This is a genomic window from Amycolatopsis sp. BJA-103 (genome assembly GCF_002849735.1).
In the GTDB taxonomy this organism is placed as follows: Bacteria; Actinomycetota; Actinomycetes; order Mycobacteriales; family Pseudonocardiaceae; genus Amycolatopsis.
Genome location: NZ_CP017780.1, coordinates 351,393 through 374,420 on the forward strand (window position 1 = coordinate 351,393; position 23,028 = coordinate 374,420).

Sequence of the window (23,028 nt, forward strand, 5' to 3'; positions counted from 1 at the left end):
CGGGGGTTCCCCGTGGAAGCCAGCAAGCGCCAACGGCCGGGCCCGCCCACCACCATGGTGGGTGGGCGGACGGCTGCCACCGGGGTAACCCTGTCCGCTGTCGGCAGGCTGATCGAACGCGCGGACGCCCTGCACCTGAGGGCGCCCGAACTCGCCTTGGTCCTCGGGGAGCGCGCGGCCGCGCTCGCCGAGGCAGCCGGTGCCGACGAGCAATGGATCCGCGCGGAAAGCCTCGTGGTGAGCGCCCGGGTCCGGCTCGGCGGCCGTCCCCGGACGGTCGGCAGGGCGGTGGCCGCCTTGCGCGCCGCCGAACACGCGGGCTACGGCGACATCGCAGCCCGGCTGAGGATCGATCTCGCGGTCTGCGCGCGCAGCGTCGGCATCCCGCTGACCGGGCTGGCCGCCCTGCGCCCGCTGCTGGCGGATCCGGCGGTCTCGCCGGCGCACCGGGCCGAGGCGTTGTGTCATCTCGTCGGCTGCTTGGCACAGTTCGGCCGCAAGGCGGAACTGGACCGGGTGCTCGCCGAGGCGGACAAGCTCGTGCTCGGCGACGGCGCGATGACGGCGGATTCGCAGTTGCTGATCCGCGCGATGCTGCGAGTCGGGGTGTCGGCGCACCGTCGTCGTCACGGCGATCTGACGGCCGCGGCCGACGCCGCCCGGACCGGGCTCGGCATGCTCGAAAAGCTCGGAAACCCCGACGACGACGGAGGTCTCGTCCGGATCCGGCTGGTCCTGCAGCTCGTCTGCACGTTGCTGGACCGGGGCGACACGGAGATGGCGATGGAGGTCGCGAAGCCGATCCTCGACGCGCCCGTCCGGGCCGCCGGGATCGCGCCCGCCGCGTGGCTGCGGCTGGCGGTGGCCACCCGTGTCCTGCTGCCCGCGGGATCCGGGGAAGCCGCGGGCATGCTCGTCCGCGAAGCGGTCGCCGGGACCGAAGACCACAAGCTGCACGCGATCACGGCGCGGCTGTGGCTGGAACTCGCGCAGATCGAGGAACGGCTCGGCCGGGCCGAGGAGGCCATCGGCTGCCTGCATCGTTCGCGGGCCGCCGAGCATCTGCACGCCCGTGCGCGCAGGCAGGCGTGCAACGTCCTGCTCGGCGAGTTCGGCGCGGCCGAGAACGCCGCTGTCGACCTCGACGACGTCCTGCGGGCCGTCGCCGCGGCACCTGTGCCGGTTCCGGCTCCGGCGCCCGCCGAGGTGACCGCGGTGATGGCGCCGATCGACGTGGCGCCCCCGAAGCGGGCCGCGGCCGAACCTCCGGTTCGTCGTGAGCCGCCGAGGCCCGCGAGGCAGCACAGGAAGGCGGAGCCCGAGCCGATACGGAACACACCGGTCGAGCCGCCGCGCCCCGCCGTGCCTCCGCGGCCGGTGGAGACTCCCGTGGCACCCGCCGCGGAAAAGACCGAAGCGCCGCCGGTGTTGAAGCCGCCCTCCCGCCCGGAGCCGTCCCGTGAGGCCGCGGCGCCCGACAGCGATTGGCGCCGCCGGGTATCGAAGAAGCCTGAGCAGCCCAAGCCGGCGATCAGGTTCGAGCCCGCCGCGCCGAAACTGATGCCGCCGCCGAAACCGGAGCCCGCGCCGCGTCCTGAACCGGTCTCACGCCCTGAGCCGAAGCCGGAGCCCGCGCCGGAGCCCTCGCGGCGCAGGCGTCCGGAGGCGCCTGCCGCACGCGAAACCGTCGTTCCCGAACCCGAGGTCACCCGGCCTGAAGCCCCGATCCCGGTCGCGCGCCGGCGCCCCGAGGTGCCCGTCCGGTACGAGGAGCCGGAGCCCGTGGTCCCGGAACTGCTGCTGGCCCCCGAGCCCGCCGCCGAACCCCGGCCGCGGATCGCGGCGGAGGCCGAACCGCCGCGTCCGCCGGGGACCGCCGCCCCGTTGTGGGAGAGCGACGAGTGGGCGGCCGAGGAACGGGTCCGCCGGTCCGCCGCGCCCGTTTCGCGCAAGACCAGGCACGACGCCGAACACGGTTCCGTGGCGGCGAAATCGGTGCTGGACCGGCTCGGGATCTCGAGCACCGGCGGGCACGGCGGTGGCCGTCGCCGCGCGGACGGTGCCACGGATCCCGTGCATCCCGATCCCGTCGCCGAGGAACGCGCCGACGCCGGACGCGCGCGCCGGGAACAGCCTCCGGTGGAGTACGCCGAACCCGCCGTGCCGCTCGCTCCGCCGCCCCGGGAAGACCCGCCACCGCCCTACGGCGGCGGAACCCGGCAAAGCGCCCAGGAAACTCCCCGGCAGGGCCCCCCGGAAGAGGTCGCGGACCCGTGGCTGCCGCGTCTGCGGATGCCGCCGTCGCTGGACCCGCTGACCGACACCGGCTCCTGGCGGCCGATCACGCCGTTCCCGGAGAGCTACGCCCGCGCGATCGCGGAGGACGAGCCGCCGCCGGACGCCGGTCTCGCCGACCTGCTCGCCCGTGCGCTCGCCGAACACCAGGCGGGGACCGCCAGCGCGGCCGCGCTCGTGAAGCAGCTCGGTTCCCAGGACTCGGGAAAGCGTCCGGTCAACGGCCGCGACCGTCATCGCACCAACGGAAGCGACTGACCGGGCGATAGCAAAGGTCCCTTGCTACGCCCCCGGTGGGAGCCCTCGCGGACTTGAACGATTCAGTCGGTCGGGTGAGACCGCGTCCCACTCGTTCGCGCGGCAATGGGTGCTGGTCACCCCCGGTGCGGCGGGACGCGGCGAGGTCCGGACAGACCGCCTATGTGACCCGCGAGTAGCTGAACCGATCACGGCGATTCCGGTATCTGAGCAGGGAAATCTTCGACGACCGGGAATGACCCGGCCTTGTCGGGCCGACTGTCCAAAGCTGTAGGTTGGGTCTGGTCCGGCACAGAGTCGTGCCGGTCGCGGTGTCAATCTCGCTACAGTGGAGAGTTGCCTCAAATGAGCTCGACGGGAGTCTCGTCCCTGCCCGGAAAAGATGTCGGCACCGAAGACGGCGCTCGGCGCCGGTCGGTGAACCCGGAGCAGATCCGGGACGACCTGATCGACGCCGCCGCGGCGTACGCCCCGGAGATCGGCGACCTGATCCGCCTGTACTACCGGCACATCCCGGCCGAAGAGATTCTCGGTGACGACCCGGTCGACCTCGTCGGCGCCGTCCGCTCGCATCTGCACCTGGCGAAGGACCGGATGCCCGGCCGCCCCGCGGTGCGGCTGCTGAACCCGACCGGTCCCGAAGACGGCTGGACGCGTGAGGCCACCGTCGTGCAGGTCGTCACGGACGACATGCCCTACCTCGTGGATTCCGTCGCTGCCGAGTTCGCCCGTGACGGGGTGCAGGTGCAGCGCATCGTGCACCCGATCGTCGTGGTCAGCCGCGATCTGACCGGTGAGCTGCAGGCGGTCCACCCGGATGCCGATCCGGCGGAGCCGCCGCCGAATTCTGCGGCCGAGTCGTGGATGTACATCGAGATCGACCTGGTGACGGACCCGAACCGCGCCCGTGAGCTGGACAACCGGCTTTCGTCGGTGCTGGGTGACGTGCGCGAGGTCGTCGAGGACACCGACAAGATGGCCGAGACGGCGCGTCGTCTCGCCGACCAGCTGGACGCGGACCCGCCGAAGCTGTCCACGCGTGAGGTCGCCGAGGGCGCACGGCTGTTGCGCTGGCTCGCCGACGGTCACTTCACCTTCCTCGGCTACCGCCGCTACGAGCTGATCGACAACCCGCACCCGGACAGTGAAGAGCCCGCCCTGCGCGCGGTTCTCGCCACCGGACTGGGCGTGCTGCGCCAGGACAGCCTGGCCGCGCGCAGCCTCACCGCCGGTCCCGACACGGCGGCGTCCGCGCTCGCGCCGACGCTGCTGGTGCTGACGCAGGCGAGCGCGCCGTCCACCGTGCACCGTCCGGTGTATCCGTACTACGTCGGCGTGAAAACGTTCGACGACAAGGGAAACGTCACCGGCGAACACCGGTTCCTCGGCATGTTCACCACCACCGCCCTGCACGAGAACGTGCTGGACATCCCGGTGGTCTGCAACCGGGTTCGCGAGGTCATCCACCGCGCGGGCTTCCCGATGGAGTCCTTCTCCGGGCAGCGGATGCTCGAAGTGCTGCAGAACTGGCCGCGCGCGGACCTGTTCTCGGCCGACACCGATTCGCTGTACTCCACGACGACAGGCGCGATCACGCTTTCGGATCGCCGCCGGCTGCGGCTGTTCCTGCGCCGTGACCCGTACGGCCGTTTCTACTCCTGCCTCGTGTACCTCCCGCGCGATCGTTACACGACCCGTTCGCGGCTCGCGATGCAGGAGGTCCTGCTCGAAGAACTCGAAGGCACGCAACTGGAATACAGCGCGCGCATCGGGGAAACCGTGCTCGCGCAGGTGCACTTCATCGTGCACACCGACCCGTCGCAGCGGTCCGAGCCGGACACCCTGCGCATCCAGGAACGGCTCAACGAAGCCGTTCGCGGCTGGGACGACCGGATGGTCGAGGCGATCCTCGCCGAGCGCCGCGAGCGCGCCGGGGACAGCGGCGTCGCGATCGGCCTGCTGGGCGAGGAATCCGCCGGCGAGCAGGGACAGCGGTTCGCCGCGGTGTTCCCCGAGGGCTACAAGGAGGACTTCACCGCGCTCGAAGCGCTCGCGGACCTCCGCGCCCTGGAGGCGCTGACCGACGAGGGCGACCTGTCGATGTCGTTCTACCTGCCGGCCGACGCCGAGGCGGGGGAGCGGCGCTTCAAGCTGTACCTGCGCGGCGAGGGCGTCACCCTCTCCCAGGTGCTCCCGGTCCTGCAGCGGATGGGCGTGGAGGTCGTCGACGAGCGGCCTTACGAACTGCGCCGCGAAGACGGCGGCCGGTCCTGGATCTACGACTTCGGCCTGCGGATCGACCCGCAGGTCCTCGACCACGCGGACCTCGACCTGCGCGTCCGCTTCCAGGACGCGTTTCACGCCGCCTGGCGCGGCGACTGCGAGGTCGACGGCTTCAACGGTCTCGTCCTGAGCGCCGGGCTCACCTGGCGCCAGGCGGCCATCCTGCGGGCCTACTCGCGGTACCTGCGCCAGACGAAGATCCCGTTCTCGCAGGAGTACATCGAGAACACCGTCCTCGCGCACACCGACATCGCCACCGCGCTGGTGCGGCTGTTCGAGACCCGCTTCGACCTCGCGCTCGGCACCGAGGTCCGCGCGTCGCAGGCCGATCAGCTCACCGCCGAGATCGGCAAGCTGGTCGACGAGGTGACCAGTCTCGACGAGGACCGGATCCTGCGGCGGCTGATGGCGGTCATCCTCGCCACGCTGCGCACGAACTACCACGTCACCGACGGCGAGGGGAATTCCCGGCAGTACCTGGCGCTCAAGCTCGACCCGAGCGCGGTGCCCGAACTGCCCGAGCCGCGGCCGAAGTACGAGATCTTCGTGTACTCGCCCCGGATCGAGGGTGTCCACCTGCGCTTCGGCGACGTCGCGCGCGGTGGCCTCCGCTGGTCCGACCGCCGGGAGGACTTCCGCACGGAGATCCTCGGCCTGGTCAAGGCGCAGGCGGTCAAGAACGCGGTCATCGTGCCCGTCGGCGCGAAGGGCGGGTTCGTGGTCAAGCGCCCGCCGACGGCCACCGGCGACCCGGGCCTGGACCGCGACGCCCAGCTGAACGAGGGCATCGCCTGCTACCGGATGTTCATCTCCGGCCTGCTCGACGTGACCGACAACCGGGTCGAGGGCAAGACCGTCCCGGCGCCGGGCGTGGTCCGCCACGACGGCGACGACAGCTACCTCGTGGTCGCGGCGGACAAGGGCACCGCGAAGTTCTCCGACATCGCGAACGAGGTCTCGGCGCACTACAAGTTCTGGCTCGGCGACGCCTTCGCTTCCGGTGGCTCGGTCGGCTACGACCACAAGGCCATGGGCATCACCGCGAAGGGTGCTTGGGAGAGCGTCAAACGCAACTTCCGCGAGCTGGGCAAGGACAGCCAGACCGAGGACTTCACCGTCGTCGGCATCGGCGACATGATGGGCGACGTCTTCGGCAACGGCATGCTGCTCTCGGAGCACATCCGGCTGGTGGCCGCCTTCAACCACCTGCACATCTTCCTCGACCCGAACCCGGACGCGGCCTCCTCGTTCGCCGAGCGCCGCAGGCTGTTCGACCTGCCGCGTTCGTCGTGGGAGGACTACGACCGCTCGCTGATCAGCGAGGGCGGCGGCATCTACTCGCGGTCGGCCAAGACGATCCCGATCAGCCCGCAGGTCCGCGAAGCGCTCGGGCTCGCCGAGGACGTCACCGCGCTGGCCCCGGCCGACCTCATGCAGGCGATCCTGCTGTCGCCGGTCGAGCTGCTGTGGAACGGCGGCATCGGCACCTACGTCAAGGCCGAGAACGAGACCCACGCCGACGCGGGCGACAAGGCCAACGACGCCTTGCGCGTCAACGGGAACCAGCTCCGCGTCAAGGTCGTCGGCGAGGGCGGGAACCTGGGGCTGACGCAGCTCGGCCGGATCGAGTTCGCCCGCGCGGGCGGCAAGATCAACACCGACGCGCTCGACAACTCCGCCGGCGTCGACTGCTCCGACCACGAGGTCAACATCAAGATCCTGCTGGACCACCTGGTCTCGACCGGATCACTCGGCGCCGAGCAGCGCAACGAGCTGCTGGAGCAGATGACCGACGAGGTCGGCGAGCTGGTGCTGGCCGACAACTACCGGCAGAACGCCGTGCTCGGGGTCAGCCGGGCGCACGCCGGGCCGATGGTCTCGGTGCACCAGCGGCTCGTCGCGGCACTGGTCGCGAAGGGCGCTTTCGACCGCAAGCTCGAAGCGCTGCCGAGTTCGGCGGAGTTCCGCGCGCTGGAGAAGGCGGGCGAGGGGCTCACCTCGCCGGAGCTGGCGACGCTGCTCGCGCACGTCAAGCTCGACCTCAAGGACGAGTTGCTGGCGAGCGAACTGCCGGACTCCGAGGTGTTCTCGCGCCGTCTGCCCGAGTACTTCCCGAAGCCGCTTCGGGAGCGCTTCGGCGACGCGATCTTCCAGCACCCGCTGAAGCGCGAGATCATCACGACGATGGTGGCCAACGAGGTCGTCGACGGCGCCGGGATCTCCTACGTCTTCCGCCTGATGGAGGAGATGAACGCGACCGCGACCGACGCCGTCCGCGCGTACGCCGTGGTCACCCACGTGTACGACCTGCCCTCGCTGTGGGCGCAGATCGACGCGCTGGACAACGTCGTGCCGACCGAGGTCGCGGACGAGATGATGCTGGAGACCCGCAGGCTGCTCGACCGGGCCGCCCGCTGGTTCCTCACCAACCGGCCGCAGCCCCTCGCCCCGCTCGCCGAGATCAACCGGTTCGGCCGGGTCGTCGGCGAGATGGCCCCGCGGGCGCACGAGCTGCTTCGCGGTGTCGAGTGCGCCTCGGTGGACGCGAACACCGAGCGACTGGTGGAGAAGGGCGTCCCGACGGAGCTTGCGGAGCGTGTGGCGCTCCTGCTGCACACCTTCGGCCTGCTCGACGTCACCGACGTCGCGGAGCTGGCCGAGCAGCAGGCGGGGATCGACGCGGTGCACACCCCGTCGGAGACCGCGGGCCTGTACTACGCCCTGTCCGATCACCTCGGCATCGACAAGATGCTGACGTCGATCAGCGGTCTCGAACGCGGCAACCGCTGGCACGCGCTCGCGCGGCTGGCACTGCGGGACGACGTCTATGGTTCGTTGCGGGCGATCACGCTGGACGCGTTGCGGCACAGCGATTCGGGTACCGACCCGGACGAGAAGATCGCCCACTGGGAGAAGACGAACGCCTCGCGGCTGCAGCGCGCTCGTGTCGCACTGGACGAGATCAGCCAGTTCGGCAAGCTCGACCTGGCGACGCTGTCGGTGGCGGCGAGGCAGATCCGGAGCACGGTGAGGTAGTGAGCTACATTTCCCTGATCCGGCCACGCTGGTCGGATATGGACGTCTACGGGCACGTCAACCACGCGAACCTGGTGACCCTGCTCGAAGAGGCGCGGATCCCCCTGCTGTTCGGGGACGCCGTCCGGGCCGGGCTCACCGAACTGCCCAAGGGCATCGTGGTGGTGAAGCTGGCCGTCCATTACCGTTCGCCGATCGTGGTGTCCGATCAGGACATCCGGGTGGAGATCTCGTTGAAGGACTTGAAGCACGCCAGCTTCACCCTCGGCTACAAGGTGCACGACGGGCCTGCCGAGGTCGACAAGGTCGCGGTCACCGCGGAGACGGTGCTCGCGCCGTTCGACACCGGGACGGAGCGGCCCCGGCGACTGACCGAGGACGAACGCGCCTTCCTGGAGAAGGGGTTCGCGGATGCCTGAGCTCGTCATCCCGGACGCGGGGGACCGCGAAACGCTCGGCGCGTTCGTGGCCAGGGCCGTCCGGCTCGACCAGAACACGCTGGTGCGGTTGCGGCAGCGCGGTGACGGCGTCGTCGAGGCGTGGAGCGCGACCCCGTTCGAAGTCCTCGCCACCAGGGCCGTCGCCGGTGACATCACGCCGTCGGACATCACGGTGTCCGGGAACGAACTGCTCGCCGCGCTGACCATCGCCGGCGGCGAGCGGATGGATCCGGGCCCGGCCCGCGACCTGATGTGGCATTCCGAGCTGCCCGCGCCCGGCCGCTGGCAGCTGGTGGACGAACTGCCGGCGACGGTGATCTCGGAGCTGGCCGACCGCGGCGTCGCGCTGGCCCGCGACAACGTCGGCCCGCACGGCAACCCGCCCGCCTCCCTGATGGACCAGGCGGTGCTCACCGTCACCGGCGGCGAGCAGGAGATCAAGGTCCAGATGCGGTGCCTGTTCGCGTTGTCCGGGATGGGTTTCGTCGACTCGTCGATCGCCGGCGACGTCGTCCGGATCACCGCGACGGATTCGTGGATGCGCATCGACGCCCGCTACGGCGCCGTGCTCAAACGCCGCCACGCGCTCCTGCCGTTGCTGTTCTGACAGGGGCCTTACGGCTTCGCGCCGCGGGTGGCTTCCGGCCGCCCGCGGTGTCAGGCTGTCCTCATGAGCGACAGCGGCCCTCGCGACGACGGCAAGGACGGGGAAGACCCGACCGCGGACTTCCTGGCCGAGGTCCGGCCGGAGGAGACCCCGTGGCGGACCGAGCGCCCGCCGGGTGAGGAGGCGCCGGAACGCGCCGAACGCCCGGAGAAATGGGGGCGCGCCAAGGCCGCCGGTCGCGCCGCCGCGCAGGCCGCGCCCTATGTCCAGGCCGCCGCGCTGGCGACCTGGATCGTCTCGGGCACCCTCGACGACTCCGGTGACGTGGGCTCCTCGGGCGACGCCTAGAGCTTTCCTCGCATCGTCCGCATCCGCTCGATCTCGGCGGACTGGCCGGTGATGACCTCCTGCGCCATCTCCTGCGCCTTGATCTCCACCCCCTTGCCGAGCTGGGTTTCGGCCATGGTCAGCGCGCCCTGGTGATGCGCGATCATCAGGTCGAGGAACAGCTTTTCGAACGCCGGACCGCTCGCCGCGCGCAGATCGGCCAGCTGCGCTTCGGTCGCCATGCCCGGCATGAGCCCGTGGTCATGCCCTCCGCCGTGGCCGGCGTGACCCTCGCCCGGCACCGGCTTGCCGCGGTCGGACAGCCAGGTCTTCATCATCGCGACCTCGCCGTCCTGCGCCACCGAGATCCGGCCCGCGATCGCCTTGAGCTGCTCGTTCGCCGTCTTGCCCGGCACCAGGTCGGTCATCACCTTCGCCTGCTGGTGGTGGGGGATCATCATCGTCATGTACTCGACGTCGGCCTCGCCTGCCTGATCGCGGTTCACCGGGCCGGGGGAGCCGGTGCCCGCCTGCTCGCCCGGTTTGCCCGGAATGATGACCGGTGCGCTCGATGCCGGTTCGGCGGGTGATTCGTCGCCCGTGCAGCCCGAGACGACGAAAGCCGCAACGAGCAGCGCCGATGTCAAACTTTTTCTCATCCCGGAGATCCTCCGTTGGTCGGTATCTGCTGAGCCTAAATAAGGAATAAGGTGCGCGTAAAGCTGGGTGGAAGGAGAGCCATATCGTGCTGCAGCCTGGGCTGAAACGTCGCTTGACCAGGGGATTCGTGTCAGTGGCCGCCGTCGCCGCCCTCGGCGCCGCCAGCGCGTTCGCCGCGCCGGCCGTCGTCGCCGAGCCGTCGGCGACCACGATCCCGGCTGTGGACGAGATCGTCCACAGCCCGAATCTCCGGTCGATCGCGAACGTCCCGCAGCAGGGACCGTTCACCAAGGACTCGACCGGCACCGACATCGCGTTCACCAAGGGTCACGCGATCACCGGCACGTACGACGGCTTCAACGTCTACGACGTCCGCAACCCCTACCGCCCGAAGATCGTCAGCCAGGTCCTCTGCCCCGGTGGGCAGAACGACGTGTCGATCTCCGGCGACCTGCTCTTCCTGTCGACCGACGCCTCGCGCAGCGACAACTCGTGCACCAGCGTCGCGAAGCCCGCATCGGACAAGACGGCGTGGGAGGGCATCAAGATCTTCGACATCTCGAACCTCGCGGCGCCGAAGTACGTCGCGGCGGTCGAGACCGACTGCGGTTCGCACACCAACACCCTGGTGCCGGACAAGCGCGGCAAGGACGTCTACATCTACGTCTCGTCGTACGCGCCGTCGGCGAACCTGCCCGACTGCCAGCCGCCGCACGACAAGCTCTCCATCATCAAGGTCCCGGTGAAGGACCCGGCGAAGGCTTCGCTCGTCGCGACGCCGGTGCTGTTCCCGGACGGCGGCAACGCCGGCGGCCCGAACCCCGACGGCACCAACCGGTCGGCGACCACCGGTTGCCACGACCTGACGGCGCTGCCGGAGAAGGACCTGATGGCCGGTGCCTGCATGGGTGACGGTGTCCTGATCGACATCGCCGACCGGCTCAAGCCGCGCGTCATCAACCGCGTCCAGGACAACGTGAACTTCGCGTTCTGGCACAGCGCCACCTTCAACAACGACGCCACCAAGGTCGTCTTCACCGACGAACTCGGCGGCGGCGGCATGGCGACCTGCCTGGAGAAGTTCGGCTCCACCCGCGGTGCCAACGGCATCTACGACATCACCGGCCGCGGCGACAACCGCAAGCTGGAGTTCCGCAACTACTACAAGATCCCGCGTCTCCAGTCCGAGACCGAGAACTGCGTGGCGCACAACGGTTCGCTGGTTCCGGTGCCGGGCAAGGACATCATGGTCCAGTCCTGGTATCAGGGCGGCGTTTCGGTGTGGGACTTCACCGACTCGAAGAAGCCGAAGGAGATCGCGTACTGGGAGCGGGGCCCGCTCTCGAACGAGAAGCTCGTCGGCGGTGGGACGTGGTCGGCGTACTGGTACAACGGCTACATCTTCTCGTCCGACATCGTGAAGGGCCTGGACGTCCTGGACCTCAACGACTGGCGGACCTTCCCGGCGAAGCTCGTCCGGCAGAACCAGTTCAACGCCCAGACGCAGTACAAGCTGCACCCGGGCTTCAACTAGTCCTAGCGTGAGATGAAAGGCCCGTTACTTGCAAATTTTGCAAGTAACGGGCCTTTCATAGCGTCCTGAGGGGGCACTCAGACGAGCCAGGCGGCGGCGTCCGGAGGCAGCTTCCCGTTCACCAGCGGAACGCTCGACAGCAGCACCTCGCCCGGCGGCAGCGCGATCGGGCTCGCCGACGTGTTCAGCGCGCAGACCAGCCCGCCGCCCCGCCGCCGGAACGCGAAACAGCCCGCCGGGGCGCCGTACCACTCGAGGTCTTCGCCGCTGAAAGCCTGGTGCGACTTGCGGATCTCGATCGCCCGCCGGTACAGCGACAGCGTCGACGCCGGATCCTCCAGCTGGGCTTCCACGGTCACCGAAGCCCACGAAGCGGGCATCGGCAGCCACGTCCGCGGATTCCGCGAGAAACCGAACGGCGGCAGGTCGCCTTCCCACGGCAGCGGCACCCGTGACGCGTCCCGGCCGAATTCGGCGCCGGAGGTCTTGGCGCGCGGGTCCGCGAGCGCGTCTGGCGGGAGGTCGACGTTCCCGAGTCCCAGCTCCTCGCCGTTGTACAGATAGACCGTTCCGGGCAGCGCGAGTTCGACCAGTGCCATCGCGCGGGCTCGCCGGACACCCCGCTCGCCGCCGCCGTACCGGCTGACCTGCCGCCAGACGTCGTGGTTGCTCAGCGTCCAGGTGGCGGGGGCACCGGCGGACTTCGGCACCGCCAACGACCGTTCGATGGCCGTCCGCAGCGCGTCGGCGTCGAAATGCGTGAGCACGAGCCGGAAGTTGAACGCCAGATGCAGTTCGTCCGGCCGCAGGTAGCGGGCGAGCCGTTCCTCGTCGGTCACCCAGATCTCGCCGACGGCCATCGCGCCCGGGTACTCGTCGAGCACCTTGCGGATCATCTGGTGGATCTCGTGGACGCGGTCGTTGTCGAACCGCGGGTCGTAGAACTCGCTCGGCCCGTGCGGGGTCACCCGCGGGTCCATGTCCGGCAGGCCCGGTGGTTTCGCCATGCCGTGCGCGACGTCGATGCGGAAGCCGTCCACGCCGTGGTCCAGCCAGAACCGCAGGGTCCGCTCCAGATCGGCGGCGACCTCGTGGTTGCCCCAGTTCAGATCCGGCTGCTGCGGGGAGAACAGGTGCAGGTACCACTGGCCGTCCGGGACCCGGGTCCACGCCGGGCCGCCGAACGCGCTGACCCAGTTGTTCGGCGGCAGGTCGCCGCGCGGGCCGAGTCCGTCACGGAAGATGTAGCGATCCCGTTCCGGGCTCCCCGGCGGCGCCGCCATCGCCGATTTGAACCAGGCGTGGGTGTTGCTGGTGTGGTTGGGGACGACGTCGATGGTGACCTTGATGCCGCGTTTGTGCGCCTCGGTCAGCAGGACGTCGAAATCGCCGAGGGTGCCGAACATCGGGTCGACATCGCGCGGATCGGCGATGTCGTACCCGTGGTCGGCCATCGGCGAGCGGTAGAACGGCGTCAGCCACAGCGCGTCGACCCCGAGCAGCTCCAGGTACCCGAGCTTGCCGCGGATGCCTTCGAGGTCACCGACGCCGTCCCCGTCGGAATCGGCGAACGAGCGCACGTAGACCTGGTAGAAGACCGCCTGGTCCCACCAAGCCACGTCGCGCTTCATCAGACGAAACTGTTCATCATGCTGTTGGCGGCCATCTCCAGGTACGCCCACAGCTGACCGCGGTAGGGCTCTTCGATGTTCTCTTCGTCGACCGCGATCTTGATGCAGCGCAGCCAGGCGTCGCGTTCGATCGGGCCGATCTTGAACGGCCCGTGCCGCATCCGCAGCCGCGGGTGGCCGCGCTGGTCCGAGTAGGTGTGCGGGCCGCCCCAGTACTGCATGAGGAACAGCCGGAAGCGTTCCTCGGCCGGGCCGAGGTCCTCCTCCGGGTACAGCGGCCGAAGCACCTCGTCGACCGCCACTTCGGCGTAGAACCGCGCGACGATCCGGGTGAAGACCGGTTCACCGCCGATCGCCTCGTACAAGGTCGTGGGGTCTGGTTCGCTCACGGACACAGCTCCATTCTGCCCTTGTCCTACTGGGCCGCGGGGCCGGACGACATAAAGCGCCCCAGAGGTGGCTCGAAGCCCGCTTCGTCGAGCGCGCCGAGCAGGTGCGCCCGCAGCGCGCGTTGCACCGCCCACTGCTTGCCGGGCCGGACCTTCACCGTCAGGCGGAGCTTGATGCCCTCGGGGGTCACGGTCTCGACACCGAGCATCTCCGGCGGCTCCAGCACGCTGGGCGCCAGTCCTTCGCTTTCCAGCAGGGACGTCGCCTTGGCGGCCATCAGCTCGGTGGCCTTCTCGACGTCGGCGGAGTAGCTGAGCGGGACGTCGACGACGGCCACGGCGAAGCCCTGGCTCGAGTTGCCGACCCGCAGCACCTCGCCGTTGCGGACGTACCAGACGGTGCCGTTGATGTCACGCAAGGTGGTGATCCGGAGGCCGACGGCCTCGACGGTGCCCGCCGCCTCGCCGACGTCGACGACGTCACCGACGCCGTACTGGTCCTCGATCATCATGAAGATGCCGGAGAGGAAGTCCTTGACGAGGTTCTGCGCGCCGAAACCGAGCGCGACACCGACGATGCCGGCGGAGGCGATGATCGGCGCCAGGTCGATGCCCAGTTCGCCCAGCACGAGGATGAACGCCAGGCCGTAGATGAACAGTGTCGCCACGGACTTGAGGACCGAGCCGATGGTGGCGGCGCGCTGACGGCGCCGTTCCATCACCGCCGACCCGAGCATCTCGGGAGCCTTCTCCCGCAGCGGTCTCAACAGGGCGGGCAGCTTCTTGGAACCGCTCGGCATCCGCGTCACGCGGTTGATCAGGCGACGCACCAGGTACCGCAGCAGGAACGCCACGGCGATGATCATCAGGATCTTGATCGGCTTCGTCAGCAGCCAGCCTGCCGACGCGGAGAGCCATTCGTTCTTTGTGACCTCGAACACCTGACCGCACAGGGTGCTGGCGTCCTTCGTGCAGGCAGGGGGTTCGGTGGGCAGCAGGTTCACTGAGAAGAAATGTCCTTTCGTACTCGGCGGGGATCGTTCGCGCTGCTCGGGCGCGGCGGGCGCTCCGGCGGATCCGAAAAACCCGGTATCAGGTGGCCGCCGGGTCGCGCGCATGTGACACGTCCACTAACACACGTGCACTTTGGGGCTGATCTGTGGTCGACTATGCCTGCACCGGTGGAGGTGGTCGAGTGCCAGACCGACAACCCATCCCCCTCGGCGTCCCGAGCCAAGCCTTGGCCGGACAGGCGCCGGAGGTCGTGTTGCGCGCTCATCCGGGAGGTGCCCCCTCGCACGGGGCTCCACCGGGCGGGCCGGGAACGCGGCCAGGGGGTGTTGCCCGCCCGCCCGGACAGCGTAGAGGGCGGGATCCGTCGACTTCGGCGGTACCCACTACGACTACGGCGTCGTCTTGGGGCCGCAGACGGGTATTGCTGTTGAACGCCACGTTCGAGCCGCTCACGGCGTTGCCGCTGCGGCGCGCTGTGGTCCTCGTGATGTGCGGCAAGGCCGAGGTGGTGCACGGCGACCCGGCAGGGCTCGAACTGCACGCCGCTTCGGTGTCGTTGCCCGTGCCCTCGGTGATCCGGCTGAGCACCTACGTGCGCGTGCCTTACCGCGCGCAGGTGCCGCTGACCAGGGCCGGGCTGATGCATCGCGACCGGTACCGCTGCGCCTACTGCGGAGGGCGGGCCGAGACGATCGACCACGTCATCCCGCGTAGCCGGGGCGGTCCCCACAGCTGGACGAACTGCGTGGCCTGCTGCGCCAAGTGCAACCACCGGAAGGCGGACAAGCTGCTTTCCGAGATCGGCTGGCGGCTGCGCGTCGTGCCGAGGGCCCCGCACGGGCCGCACTGGCGGCTGCTCGCGCATTCCAAGGAGGCCGACCCGTTGTGGCGGCCGTACCTGGGAACCGCGGCCTGACCGGGCCTTGACCGGGTTCCGAACACGTCGGCGCCCCGGCTGCCTTTCGGCGGCCGGGGCGGGCCGATGATGCCGTGATGAAGCTCTCTACCGCTACAAGTACGCCGTTTCCCTGTCAGCCGGCCGTGCTCTGGCTCAGGCGGCGAGGGAGAAGTCGCTCTGGCAGGTGACGCGCGTGCCACGGGTGACGCGGGTGCCACGAGTGACCCGGGTGCCGCAGGTGACGCGGGTTCCGGCCGTCACGCGGGTGCCGCGAGTGACGCGCGTGCCCCTGGTGACGCGAGTGCCGGCGGTGACGCGAGTGCCACGAGTCACGCGGGTGCCACGAGTGACCCGGGTTCCGGCGGTGACCCGCGTACCGCGAGTGACGCGTGTACCGCGCGTAACCCGTGTGCCCGCCGTCACACGCGTACCGGGGACGAATCCAATTTCGAAGAGTGACGAAACGTCGTCGATGATCGCCTGGCCGGGTGTCTGGGTGCTCTGCATGACATATCCTCCTGCGACCGGTGCGTTACCTGCTGGGGTGTGGGAGCTGGGCGCAAGGCCCGTACAGGTGAAAAAGCTACGAGGATTTCAAGGCCGCGACAAGACGACAGCGCCGGGTGCGGCCGCCCGTACGTTGAGTTGCAACCTTTCGGCCTTGAGGGCTTCGGCTCAACGTGGGAGCGCTTTCGCGGCAAGCGGCGGACGGCCCCCTCCTGGCGGTGAGCGGTCCTTGTCGCGGAGCACGTCCGCGCGGGTGCGTACCGGGTGCGGCCCGGCGTTCCCGACCCCCGTCGGATACGCTCACGCGCGTGAACCTTGTCGAGACGATCCTGGTCTTCGCGGTGATCCCCTTGGCCATCTACGCACTTTGCGGAGTGGCCACGCTGCGGTCGAAGGGCGCGGGCGTCGCCCGGTACCGGCCGGGGCAGCCGTGGGAGTACCCGGCCATGTGGTGGAGCGCCAACCCCGACGGTGTCGGCGCCAGGCATTCGCACGCGAACACGGGCGGCGCGACCGCCGTCGGCGCGGCGAACACGACTTCGGTGACGGGAGGCGCTCGTGGCAACTGGTGAACTGACCCATTCGTCCACTGCTGTTGACGAAGCGCCCGGTTACGGCGCCGTCGTTACCTCCAGCGGCCGGATCTCCGCCGCCAAGATGTACGAACCGGCTGGGCCGATCAGCCCATTCACCACCCAGCAGCTTGCCCGGCTGGACGAGGCGCTGACCCTGGCCAGCCGCGAGACCGGCCTGGACTTCAGCGTGTACCTCGGCGACCTCGGCGAGGACACCCGCGTCGCGGCCGAGGGTCTGCTCGCCACGACCGACAACCCGGCCGACGGCGTGTTCCTCGCCGTGTCGCCCGGGCAGCGGGCCATCGAGATCGTGACGGGCTCGCAGGCCAAGCACCGCCTGCCCGACCGCGGTGCGAAGCTCGCCGTGGCCAGCATGGTGGCCTCCTTCAAGGAAGGCGACCTCGTCGGCGGGCTCGTGAACGCTCTCCGCATGCTGAGCGACCAGGCCGGCGCTCCGCAGCACTAAGTACCCTCAAGCACTTTCGAGTGCAATGAAGGGGACTTTCATCGCAAAATTTGCGATGAAAGTCCCCTTCATTGCGTTTACGGGACCTAGAGCCCGGCCTGCGAGTCGAACTCACGGGCGGCCAGCGCCCGCACGATCCCGGCCCGGCCTTCCGACACGAGACGGCGCAGCGCGGCGGGGTGGTCTTCCCCGGCCAGCCACGCGTCCGACGCCTCCACGGTCGACGCCACGACCGCCCACGACGGGAACAGCCCGACCACGGTCGGCTGCGCGCGCTCGCTGGAGCGCCGCTGCCACACCTCGTCGATGACGTCGAAGTAGCGCGTCACGTAGTCGCCGAGCAGGTGCTTCTGGCCGGGGTGGGAGAAGCCGGTGATGAGCGAGTCGCTGACCGCGTTGGGCAGCTCGTCGTCGTACACCGCCCGCTGCCACGCGTCGGCCTTCGCCTCGTCGGTCGGCCGCAGCGCCCGCGAGCGCTCCGCCTGACGCCGCCCGGCGGCGGTGTCGTCCTTGGCGAGTTCCGCGTCGATCTCCGGGTTCTCCGCCTTGCCGTGCGCGACCAGCGCGTGCAGCAGCCGCCAGCGCAGGTCGGTGTCGACGGTCAGGCCCTCCAGGGGTGCCGTGCCGTCGAGCCAGCCGGAGATGATCTGCAGCGTCTTGTCGTCGAGCACCGAACCGGCGAGCGAGTTCACGAAGGCGAGCTGGTGGTCCGAACCGGCCTCGGCGCCCTGCGCCAGCTCCAGCAGCCGCGAGCTGAACTCCGGCCAGCCCTTGTCCGCCGCCCACGTGGTGTTCGCGTACGAGTTCAGCGCCGTCTGCGCCTGCAGCAGCAGCCGCTGCACCACACCGACCTCGGTCTCGGTGTGCACGCCGCGCTGCACCAGCGTGACGAAGTCGCGGGCCTTGAGTTCGGCCTCGCGCGTCATCTCCCACGCCGCCGACCAGCACAGCGTGCGGGGCAGCGGATCGGTGATGTCGGCGATGCGGTCGATCAGCGTGGTCAGCGACGCCGGGTCGAGCCGCATCGTGCAGTAGGTCAGGTCGTCGTCGTTGACCAGCACGAGCTTGCCGGCCGGGAGGCCGACCAGGTCCGGCACCTCGGTGCGTTCGCCGTCGATGTCGAGTTCGACGCGGTGCTTGCGGACGATCTTGCCGTTCTCGTCCTCGTCGTAGACCCCGACCGCGACGCGGTGCGCGCGCAGTTCACCGGCACCCGGCTTGGCGCCGGTCTGGGTGACGGCGAAGGCGGTGTACTTCCCGTCGGCGCCGACCTCGTAGCGCGGGCTGAGCGAGTTGAGGCCGGTGGTCTCCAGCCACTGCGCGCTCCACCACGACAGGTCGCGGCCGGAGGCCTCTTCCAGCGCGCCCAGCAGATCCGCCAGGGTCGCGTTGCCCCAGGCGTGCTTGCCGAAGTAGACCTTCAGGCCTTCGAGGAAGTGGTCGAGCCCGACGTAGGCGACGAGCTGCTTGAGGACGCTCGCGCCCTTGGCGTAGGTGATCCCGTCGAAGTTCACCTCGACCGCGTGCAGGTCGACGATGTCCGCCGCGATCGGGTGCGTCGAGGGCAGCTGGTCCTGCCGGTACGCCCACGACTTCTCGATGTTCGCGAAGCTGGTCCAAGCGTTCTTGTACTCGGTCGCCTCGGCCTGGGCCAGCACGCTCGCGAAGGTCGCGAACGACTCGTTCAGCCACAGGTCGTCCCACCAGCGCATGGTGACCAGGTCGCCGAACCACATGTGCGCCATCTCGTGCAGCAGCGTCTCGGCGCGGCGCTCGTAGTAGTAGCGCGTGACGCGGCTCCGGAAGACGTAGTCCTCCAGGAAGGTGACCGCGCCGGCGTTCTCCATCGCGCCCGCGTTGAACTCCGGCACGAACAGCTGGTCGTACTTGGAGAACGGGTACGGGGTGGCGAACTTCTCGTGGTAGAAGGCGAAACCCTGCTTGGTCTCGGTGAACAGCCTGTCCGCGTCCATGTGCTCGGCGAGCGAGGAGCGGCAGTAGATGCCGAGCGGGATCGTGCGGTGCTCGTCGGAGTATTCGTCGTGCCACACGCTGTACGGGCCCGCGATCAGCGCGACCAGGTAGGTCGAGATCCGCTCGGACACGGCGAAGACGGTCCGGACGGCTCCTTCCGGGGTCTCCTCGGCCGACTCGACCAGCGCGTTCGAAATGACCTTCCAGTCCTTCGGCGCGAGCACGGTGAGCCGGTAGACCGACTTGAGGTCGGGCTGGTCGAAGCAGGCGAACATGCGCTTGGCGTCGGCGGTCTCGAACTGCGTGTAGAGGTAGACGCCGTCGTCGACCGGGTCGACGAACCGGTGCAGGCCTTCGCCGGTGTTCATGTACCGGCAGACCGCGTCCACGACGAGCTCGTTCGACTCGCCGAGTCCGGGCAGTTCGACGCCCTTGTCCTCGACGTACCCGCTGACGTCGAGCTCCGTCCCGTTGAGGACGGCCGACTCGATCCCCTCGGCGACGATGTCGATCCATGACGCTTCGCCGCTTCTGGCGCTCGCGAACTTGATCGTCGTCTTCGACGTGAAGGTCTTCTCACCGGGACCGCCGCGGCCGTCGGTCAGATCCAGCTCGATGTCGTAGGACTCGACGTCGAGCAGATCCGCGCGCAGCTTGGCTTGGTCTCGGGTCAGGTTGGGGGCGGGCACTGGCACCTCTGGTCATCGGTATCGGTTTTGGTTTCCAACTACAGGCATCCAATCATGTCCAGGCCGGTGCTGACGACGGGAACAACGCCGACGGCCGCGATGTTGGCTCGCTGTGTAGCACCCTGCGTGTACCGGCCCACCCAAGACGATGGCACTGGGAGAACCTGATGACCGCCCCGTCCGAGACGACCAAGGTCGACTTCTACTTCGATCCGATCTGTCCCTTCGCCTGGATCAGCTCGCGCTGGATCCTCGAGGTGGAGAAGCACCGCGACCTCGACCTGAGGTTCCGGATCATGAGCCTGTCCGAGCTCAACAGCGGCCGCGAGGACCTGCCTGAGCAGTACAAGGAGCTGCTGGACCGCGGCTGGGGCCCGGTCCGCGTCGCGACCGCACTGGCGCAGAAGAACGGCGAGGAGGCCCTGCGCGACTTCTACACGGAGTTCGGCACGCGCCATCACAATCAGGGCGACAAGGACATCCCGAAGGTCATCAAGGAGACCCTCGAGGCCATCGGCGCGCCGGCGGAGCTGGCCGAGGCCGCCGAGTCGACCGAGTACGACGAAGCGCTGAAAAAGAGTCACTACGAAGGTATGAATCCGGTCGGAATGGACGTCGGCACGCCGACCATCCACATCGACGGGGTCGCCTTCTTCGGCCCGGTGCTCAGCTCGATCCCGCGCGGCGAGGACGCCGTCAAGGTCTTCGACGGCGCCCGCGCGCTGGCGAGCTACCCGGACTTCTTCGAGCTGAAGCGCACCCGGTCCGGGGACCTGAACTTCGACTAGGCCGTCGAGAGTGCCGCTCTGGTGACATCGTCGGGGTAGGGGGACCTCGCGACGGCTTCGTCCGTCGTGAGGTCTCCTGCCGCGATCGCGGTTTTGAGCGCGGTGAGCTCACGCAGCCCTTCGCGGTGCTTCTCGATGAAGGCGGTGTCGACCGGCGCCCCGTGCCCGGCGACGATGATCTTCGGCTCCAGTTCGAGGATCGCGCCCATCACCCCGGTCCACTCCACGAGTGAGCTGTCCTCGTTGAACGAGAAGGCGCTGAAGCCCGCTTCGGCGTTCTCGACGGCGTCACCTGCGTATATGACTCCTGCGTCGGGCACGTGGACGAACAGGTCGTGATCGGTGTGGGCCCGGCCGAGGAACCGCAACACGACCCTGCGGCCGCCGAGGTCGATCTCGGCGGTGTCGGAGACCGGCTTGTCCGGCAGGGTGATCACGGTGCGCTCCAGCGCCTCCGCCATCTCCGGGCGGTTTTCCCCGAGGTAGTGCTGTATCCACTTACGCCGCGCGCCTTCGCCGTAGGTGGTCAGCTCGGTCCGGCAGCCTTCGTGCGCCCAGATGTCGCACGGCAGGAACGGCGTGGTGCCGAAGGCGTGGTCGAAATGCGCGTGGGTGTAGACGACCGACCACGGCAGCGGCGTGATCTCCCGGACCGCCGCGGCGAGTTCGGCGCCCTGTTCGACGTCTCCGCGGACGTCGACGACCAGGCAGTGGTCACTGCCCACGACCAGGCCGACGGTCAGGTCCAGCTCCTCGTAACGCCGGGCGTACACGCCGTCCGCGAGTTCGAGCCAAGTCACAGGTCCTCCAGAATTCCGTTGCGCAGCACCGGAACCGTGCTGCTTGTGTCGAGCCGGGCGGCGAGGGTCACGTTGTTCGCGTGCCCGGCCGCGGCGATGATCGCGCCCGCACCGCGGTGGCGCCGCGAAGGCAGCCCGCGAGGACTTCGGCACCGGTCGTGGCGGCGGCGTCGCAGAGCGTGGCGCCGTTGGGGGAGGGGAGCGCGAGGAGGGTGCCGGAAGGGATTTCCGTCACAGACGAAGGTCGCAAAGTCCAGTCGCCTTCACCCGCGAGGATGGCGCCTCGCTCTTTCGCGGCATCCTCGCCCCGGTGATCGCGCCAGCGGACCGGCAGCACGCGTCCTCCGTTGCCGAGGACGAGATCCGTGGTGGTGCAGAAGGAAAGTACGTCGACGATGATCAGGACCGCGCACGCGCCGCCGAGGACGCCGACGCCTTCGGGTCCCCATTCGAGTCTGATGTCCGCTTCGGTCTGGCCCCAGATGTCCACCCCCACAGCATGCCCGCGCCGGAACGTGATGGCAGACTCCGCGCTGTGCGTGTTTACCTTGGCTCTGACCATGCCGGTTTCGAACTGAAGAACCACCTCGTGGCCCACCTCAAGGAGCAGGGCCACGACGTCGAGGACGTCGGTCCCTTCGTCTACGACGCGGCCGACGACTACCCGGCCTTCTGCATCGAGGCGGCCCGCCGGGTCGTCGCGGACGAGGGCAGCCTCGGCATCGTCGTCGGCGGCTCCGGCAACGGCGAGCAGATCGCGGCCAACAAGGTGAAGGGCGCTCGCGCCGGCCTCGCTTGGAGCGTCGAGACCGCGAAGCTCACCCGCGAACACAACCACGCCCAGCTGATCGGCGTCGGCGCGCGGATGCACACCACCGAAGAGGCCACCGAGATCGTCGAGGCGTTCCTCGCGACCCCGCCGAGCCCGGACGAGCGCCACGGCCGTCGCGTCCAGCAGATCCTGGACTACGAGAACACCGGCTGGCCGCCGCCGCTGCCCGAGCACTGACATGCCCGAGGGGCATACGCTCCATCGCCTGGCACGTCTGCACAAACGCCGTTTCGCCGGTCACCCGGTCGAGGTGAGCAGTCCGCAGGGACGGTTCGCCGCCGAAGCGTCCCGTTTGGACGGCCGGGTGCTGGTGAAGGCCGAGGCGTACGGGAAGCATCTGTTCCACGACTACGGTCCACACGGGACGGTGCACGTCCACCTCGGCCTCTACGGCACGTTCTCCGACGAGCCGTTGCCGGTGGGCGAACCGATCGGGCAGGTGCGGATGCGGCTCGTCGGCCCGACGCATTCCGCCGACCTGCGCGGCCCGAACCAGTGCGAACTGCTCGACGCGCCCCGTGTCGACGCGATCAAGGCGCGGCTGGGCCCGGATCCGCTGCGCCGTGACGCGAAGCCGGACAAGGCGTGGGACCGGATCACCCGGTCGAAGACGTCGATCGCGGCGCTGCTGATGGACCAGTCGGTGCTCGCGGGCGTCGGCAACGTGTACCGCGCCGAGGTGCTCTTCCGGCACGGTGTCGCCCCGCTCGTTCCCGGCCGCGCGCTCGATCGCGCGCTGTGGGACGACATGTGGGCGGATCTCGTGACGCTCATGCGGCACGGTGTCCGGGTGGGACGGATCGACACGGTCGCGCCGGAACACCTGCCCGAGGCGACCGGCCGCGCGCCGCGGCAGGACCGGCACGGGGGCGAGGTCTACGTCTACCGGCGCGAGGGGATGCCCTGTCTCGTCTGCGGGACGCCCGTGCTGCGGAGCGATCTCGCGGCACGGAACCTCTTTTGGTGCCCGACCTGCCAACCCGCCTGACCTCCGCCCGCCCTGCCCGACCTCGGTCCCGGACGCT

Annotated in this window: 19 protein-coding genes; 12 read left to right on the plus strand and 7 right to left on the minus strand. The window is 69.4% G+C overall.

Annotated features, from left to right (window positions below; all coding sequences use genetic code 11):
- Positions 1-12: 12 nt before the first annotated feature.
- The 5 genes from BKN51_RS01715 to BKN51_RS01740 all read left to right on the plus strand — a co-directional run bounded on the left by BKN51_RS01715 (position 13) and on the right by BKN51_RS01740 (position 9,267).
- Complete coding sequence (locus tag BKN51_RS01715) at positions 13-2,553, plus strand: hypothetical protein (RefSeq protein ID WP_101605928.1); 2,541 nt, start codon at positions 13-15, stop codon at positions 2,551-2,553.
- Positions 2,554-2,898: 345 nt separating this feature from the next.
- Positions 2,899-7,872: an NAD-glutamate dehydrogenase gene (locus tag BKN51_RS01725; protein ID WP_101605929.1), complete on the plus strand. Its 4,974-nt coding sequence runs from the start codon at positions 2,899-2,901 to the stop codon at positions 7,870-7,872.
- Positions 7,872-8,291, plus strand: a complete 420-nt coding sequence (locus tag BKN51_RS01730; RefSeq protein WP_101605930.1) for an acyl-CoA thioesterase — start codon at positions 7,872-7,874, stop codon at positions 8,289-8,291. Before BKN51_RS01725 ends, BKN51_RS01730 begins: the two co-directional genes overlap by 1 nt.
- Positions 8,284-8,919 (plus strand): hypothetical protein, encoded by a 636-nt coding sequence (locus tag BKN51_RS01735; RefSeq protein WP_101605931.1) that lies wholly within the window; start codon positions 8,284-8,286, stop codon positions 8,917-8,919. Before BKN51_RS01730 ends, BKN51_RS01735 begins: the two co-directional genes overlap by 8 nt.
- Positions 8,920-8,982: 63 nt before the next feature.
- Complete coding sequence (locus BKN51_RS01740) at positions 8,983-9,267, plus strand: hypothetical protein (RefSeq protein WP_101605932.1); 285 nt, start codon at positions 8,983-8,985, stop codon at positions 9,265-9,267.
- On the opposite strand, the gene BKN51_RS01745 is transcribed toward BKN51_RS01740, so the two are convergent.
- Positions 9,264-9,905: a DUF305 domain-containing protein gene (locus tag BKN51_RS01745; RefSeq protein WP_101605933.1), complete on the minus strand. Its 642-nt coding sequence runs from the start codon at positions 9,903-9,905 to the stop codon at positions 9,264-9,266. The two genes, BKN51_RS01740 and BKN51_RS01745, sit on opposite strands and share 4 nt — an antisense overlap.
- A gap of 86 nt (positions 9,906-9,991) precedes the next feature.
- Between BKN51_RS01745 and BKN51_RS01750 the strand changes: the two genes are divergently transcribed.
- On the plus strand, positions 9,992-11,440 hold the full coding sequence (locus tag BKN51_RS01750) for an LVIVD repeat-containing protein (RefSeq protein ID WP_101605934.1): 1,449 nt from the start codon (positions 9,992-9,994) through the stop codon (positions 11,438-11,440).
- A 77-nt stretch (positions 11,441-11,517) separates the two neighbouring features.
- Here the strand turns inward: BKN51_RS01750 and BKN51_RS01755 are convergent, their stop codons facing one another.
- Genes BKN51_RS01755 through BKN51_RS01765 form a run of 3 tightly spaced genes read right to left on the minus strand, consistent with a single transcriptional unit; the run spans position 11,518 to position 14,464 of the window.
- Positions 11,518-13,071, minus strand: a complete 1,554-nt coding sequence (locus BKN51_RS01755; protein WP_101605935.1) for a glycoside hydrolase family 13 protein — start codon at positions 13,069-13,071, stop codon at positions 11,518-11,520.
- The gene (locus BKN51_RS01760; RefSeq protein ID WP_101605936.1) at positions 13,071-13,466 is read right to left on the minus strand and encodes a globin; all 396 of its coding nucleotides are present in this window, start codon (positions 13,464-13,466) and stop codon (positions 13,071-13,073) included. Before BKN51_RS01760 ends, BKN51_RS01755 begins: the two co-directional genes overlap by 1 nt.
- Before the next feature lie 20 nt (positions 13,467-13,486).
- Positions 13,487-14,464, minus strand: a complete 978-nt coding sequence (locus BKN51_RS01765) for a mechanosensitive ion channel family protein (protein WP_101605937.1) — start codon at positions 14,462-14,464, stop codon at positions 13,487-13,489.
- Between the two features lie 431 nt (positions 14,465-14,895).
- On the opposite strand from BKN51_RS01765, the gene BKN51_RS01770 reads away from it, so the two are divergent.
- The 3 genes from BKN51_RS01770 (at position 14,896) to BKN51_RS01785 (ending at position 16,920) form a co-directional block, all read left to right on the plus strand.
- Positions 14,896-15,390: an HNH endonuclease gene (locus BKN51_RS01770; protein WP_101605938.1), complete on the plus strand. Its 495-nt coding sequence runs from the start codon at positions 14,896-14,898 to the stop codon at positions 15,388-15,390.
- Positions 15,391-16,187: 797 nt separating this feature from the next.
- A complete protein-coding gene (ctaJ, locus tag BKN51_RS01780; protein ID WP_101605940.1) occupies positions 16,188-16,451 on the plus strand; it encodes an aa3-type cytochrome oxidase subunit CtaJ in 264 nt (87 codons plus the stop codon).
- Positions 16,438-16,920: a DUF5130 family protein gene (locus BKN51_RS01785; protein WP_101605941.1), complete on the plus strand. Its 483-nt coding sequence runs from the start codon at positions 16,438-16,440 to the stop codon at positions 16,918-16,920. Before ctaJ ends, BKN51_RS01785 begins: the two co-directional genes overlap by 14 nt.
- Before the next feature lie 86 nt (positions 16,921-17,006).
- Here BKN51_RS01785 and pepN read toward each other — a convergent pair whose 3' ends face one another.
- Positions 17,007-19,583, minus strand: coding sequence for an aminopeptidase N (gene pepN / locus BKN51_RS01790; RefSeq protein ID WP_101605942.1), 2,577 nt, complete (start codon positions 19,581-19,583; stop codon positions 17,007-17,009).
- 167 nt (positions 19,584-19,750) lie between these two features.
- Here pepN and BKN51_RS01795 point away from each other — a divergent pair, with 167 nt between their 5' ends.
- Positions 19,751-20,371: a mycothiol-dependent nitroreductase Rv2466c family protein gene (locus tag BKN51_RS01795; RefSeq protein ID WP_101605943.1), complete on the plus strand. Its 621-nt coding sequence runs from the start codon at positions 19,751-19,753 to the stop codon at positions 20,369-20,371.
- Here BKN51_RS01795 and BKN51_RS01800 read toward each other — a convergent pair.
- Positions 20,368-21,171: an MBL fold metallo-hydrolase gene (locus tag BKN51_RS01800; protein ID WP_101605944.1), complete on the minus strand. Its 804-nt coding sequence runs from the start codon at positions 21,169-21,171 to the stop codon at positions 20,368-20,370. The genes BKN51_RS01795 and BKN51_RS01800 overlap by 4 nt on opposite strands.
- 67 nt (positions 21,172-21,238) lie before the next feature.
- Complete coding sequence (locus BKN51_RS01805; RefSeq protein ID WP_233224122.1) at positions 21,239-21,661, minus strand: hypothetical protein; 423 nt, start codon at positions 21,659-21,661, stop codon at positions 21,239-21,241.
- 45 nt (positions 21,662-21,706) lie between these two features.
- Here BKN51_RS01805 and BKN51_RS01810 point away from each other — a divergent pair, with 45 nt between their 5' ends.
- Positions 21,707-22,180, plus strand: a complete 474-nt coding sequence (locus tag BKN51_RS01810) for a ribose-5-phosphate isomerase (protein WP_007034718.1) — start codon at positions 21,707-21,709, stop codon at positions 22,178-22,180.
- Between the two features lies 1 nt (position 22,181).
- Positions 22,182-22,991, plus strand: a complete 810-nt coding sequence (locus tag BKN51_RS01815) for an Fpg/Nei family DNA glycosylase (protein ID WP_101605945.1) — start codon at positions 22,182-22,184, stop codon at positions 22,989-22,991.
- The last annotated feature ends 37 nt before the right edge of the window (positions 22,992-23,028 follow it).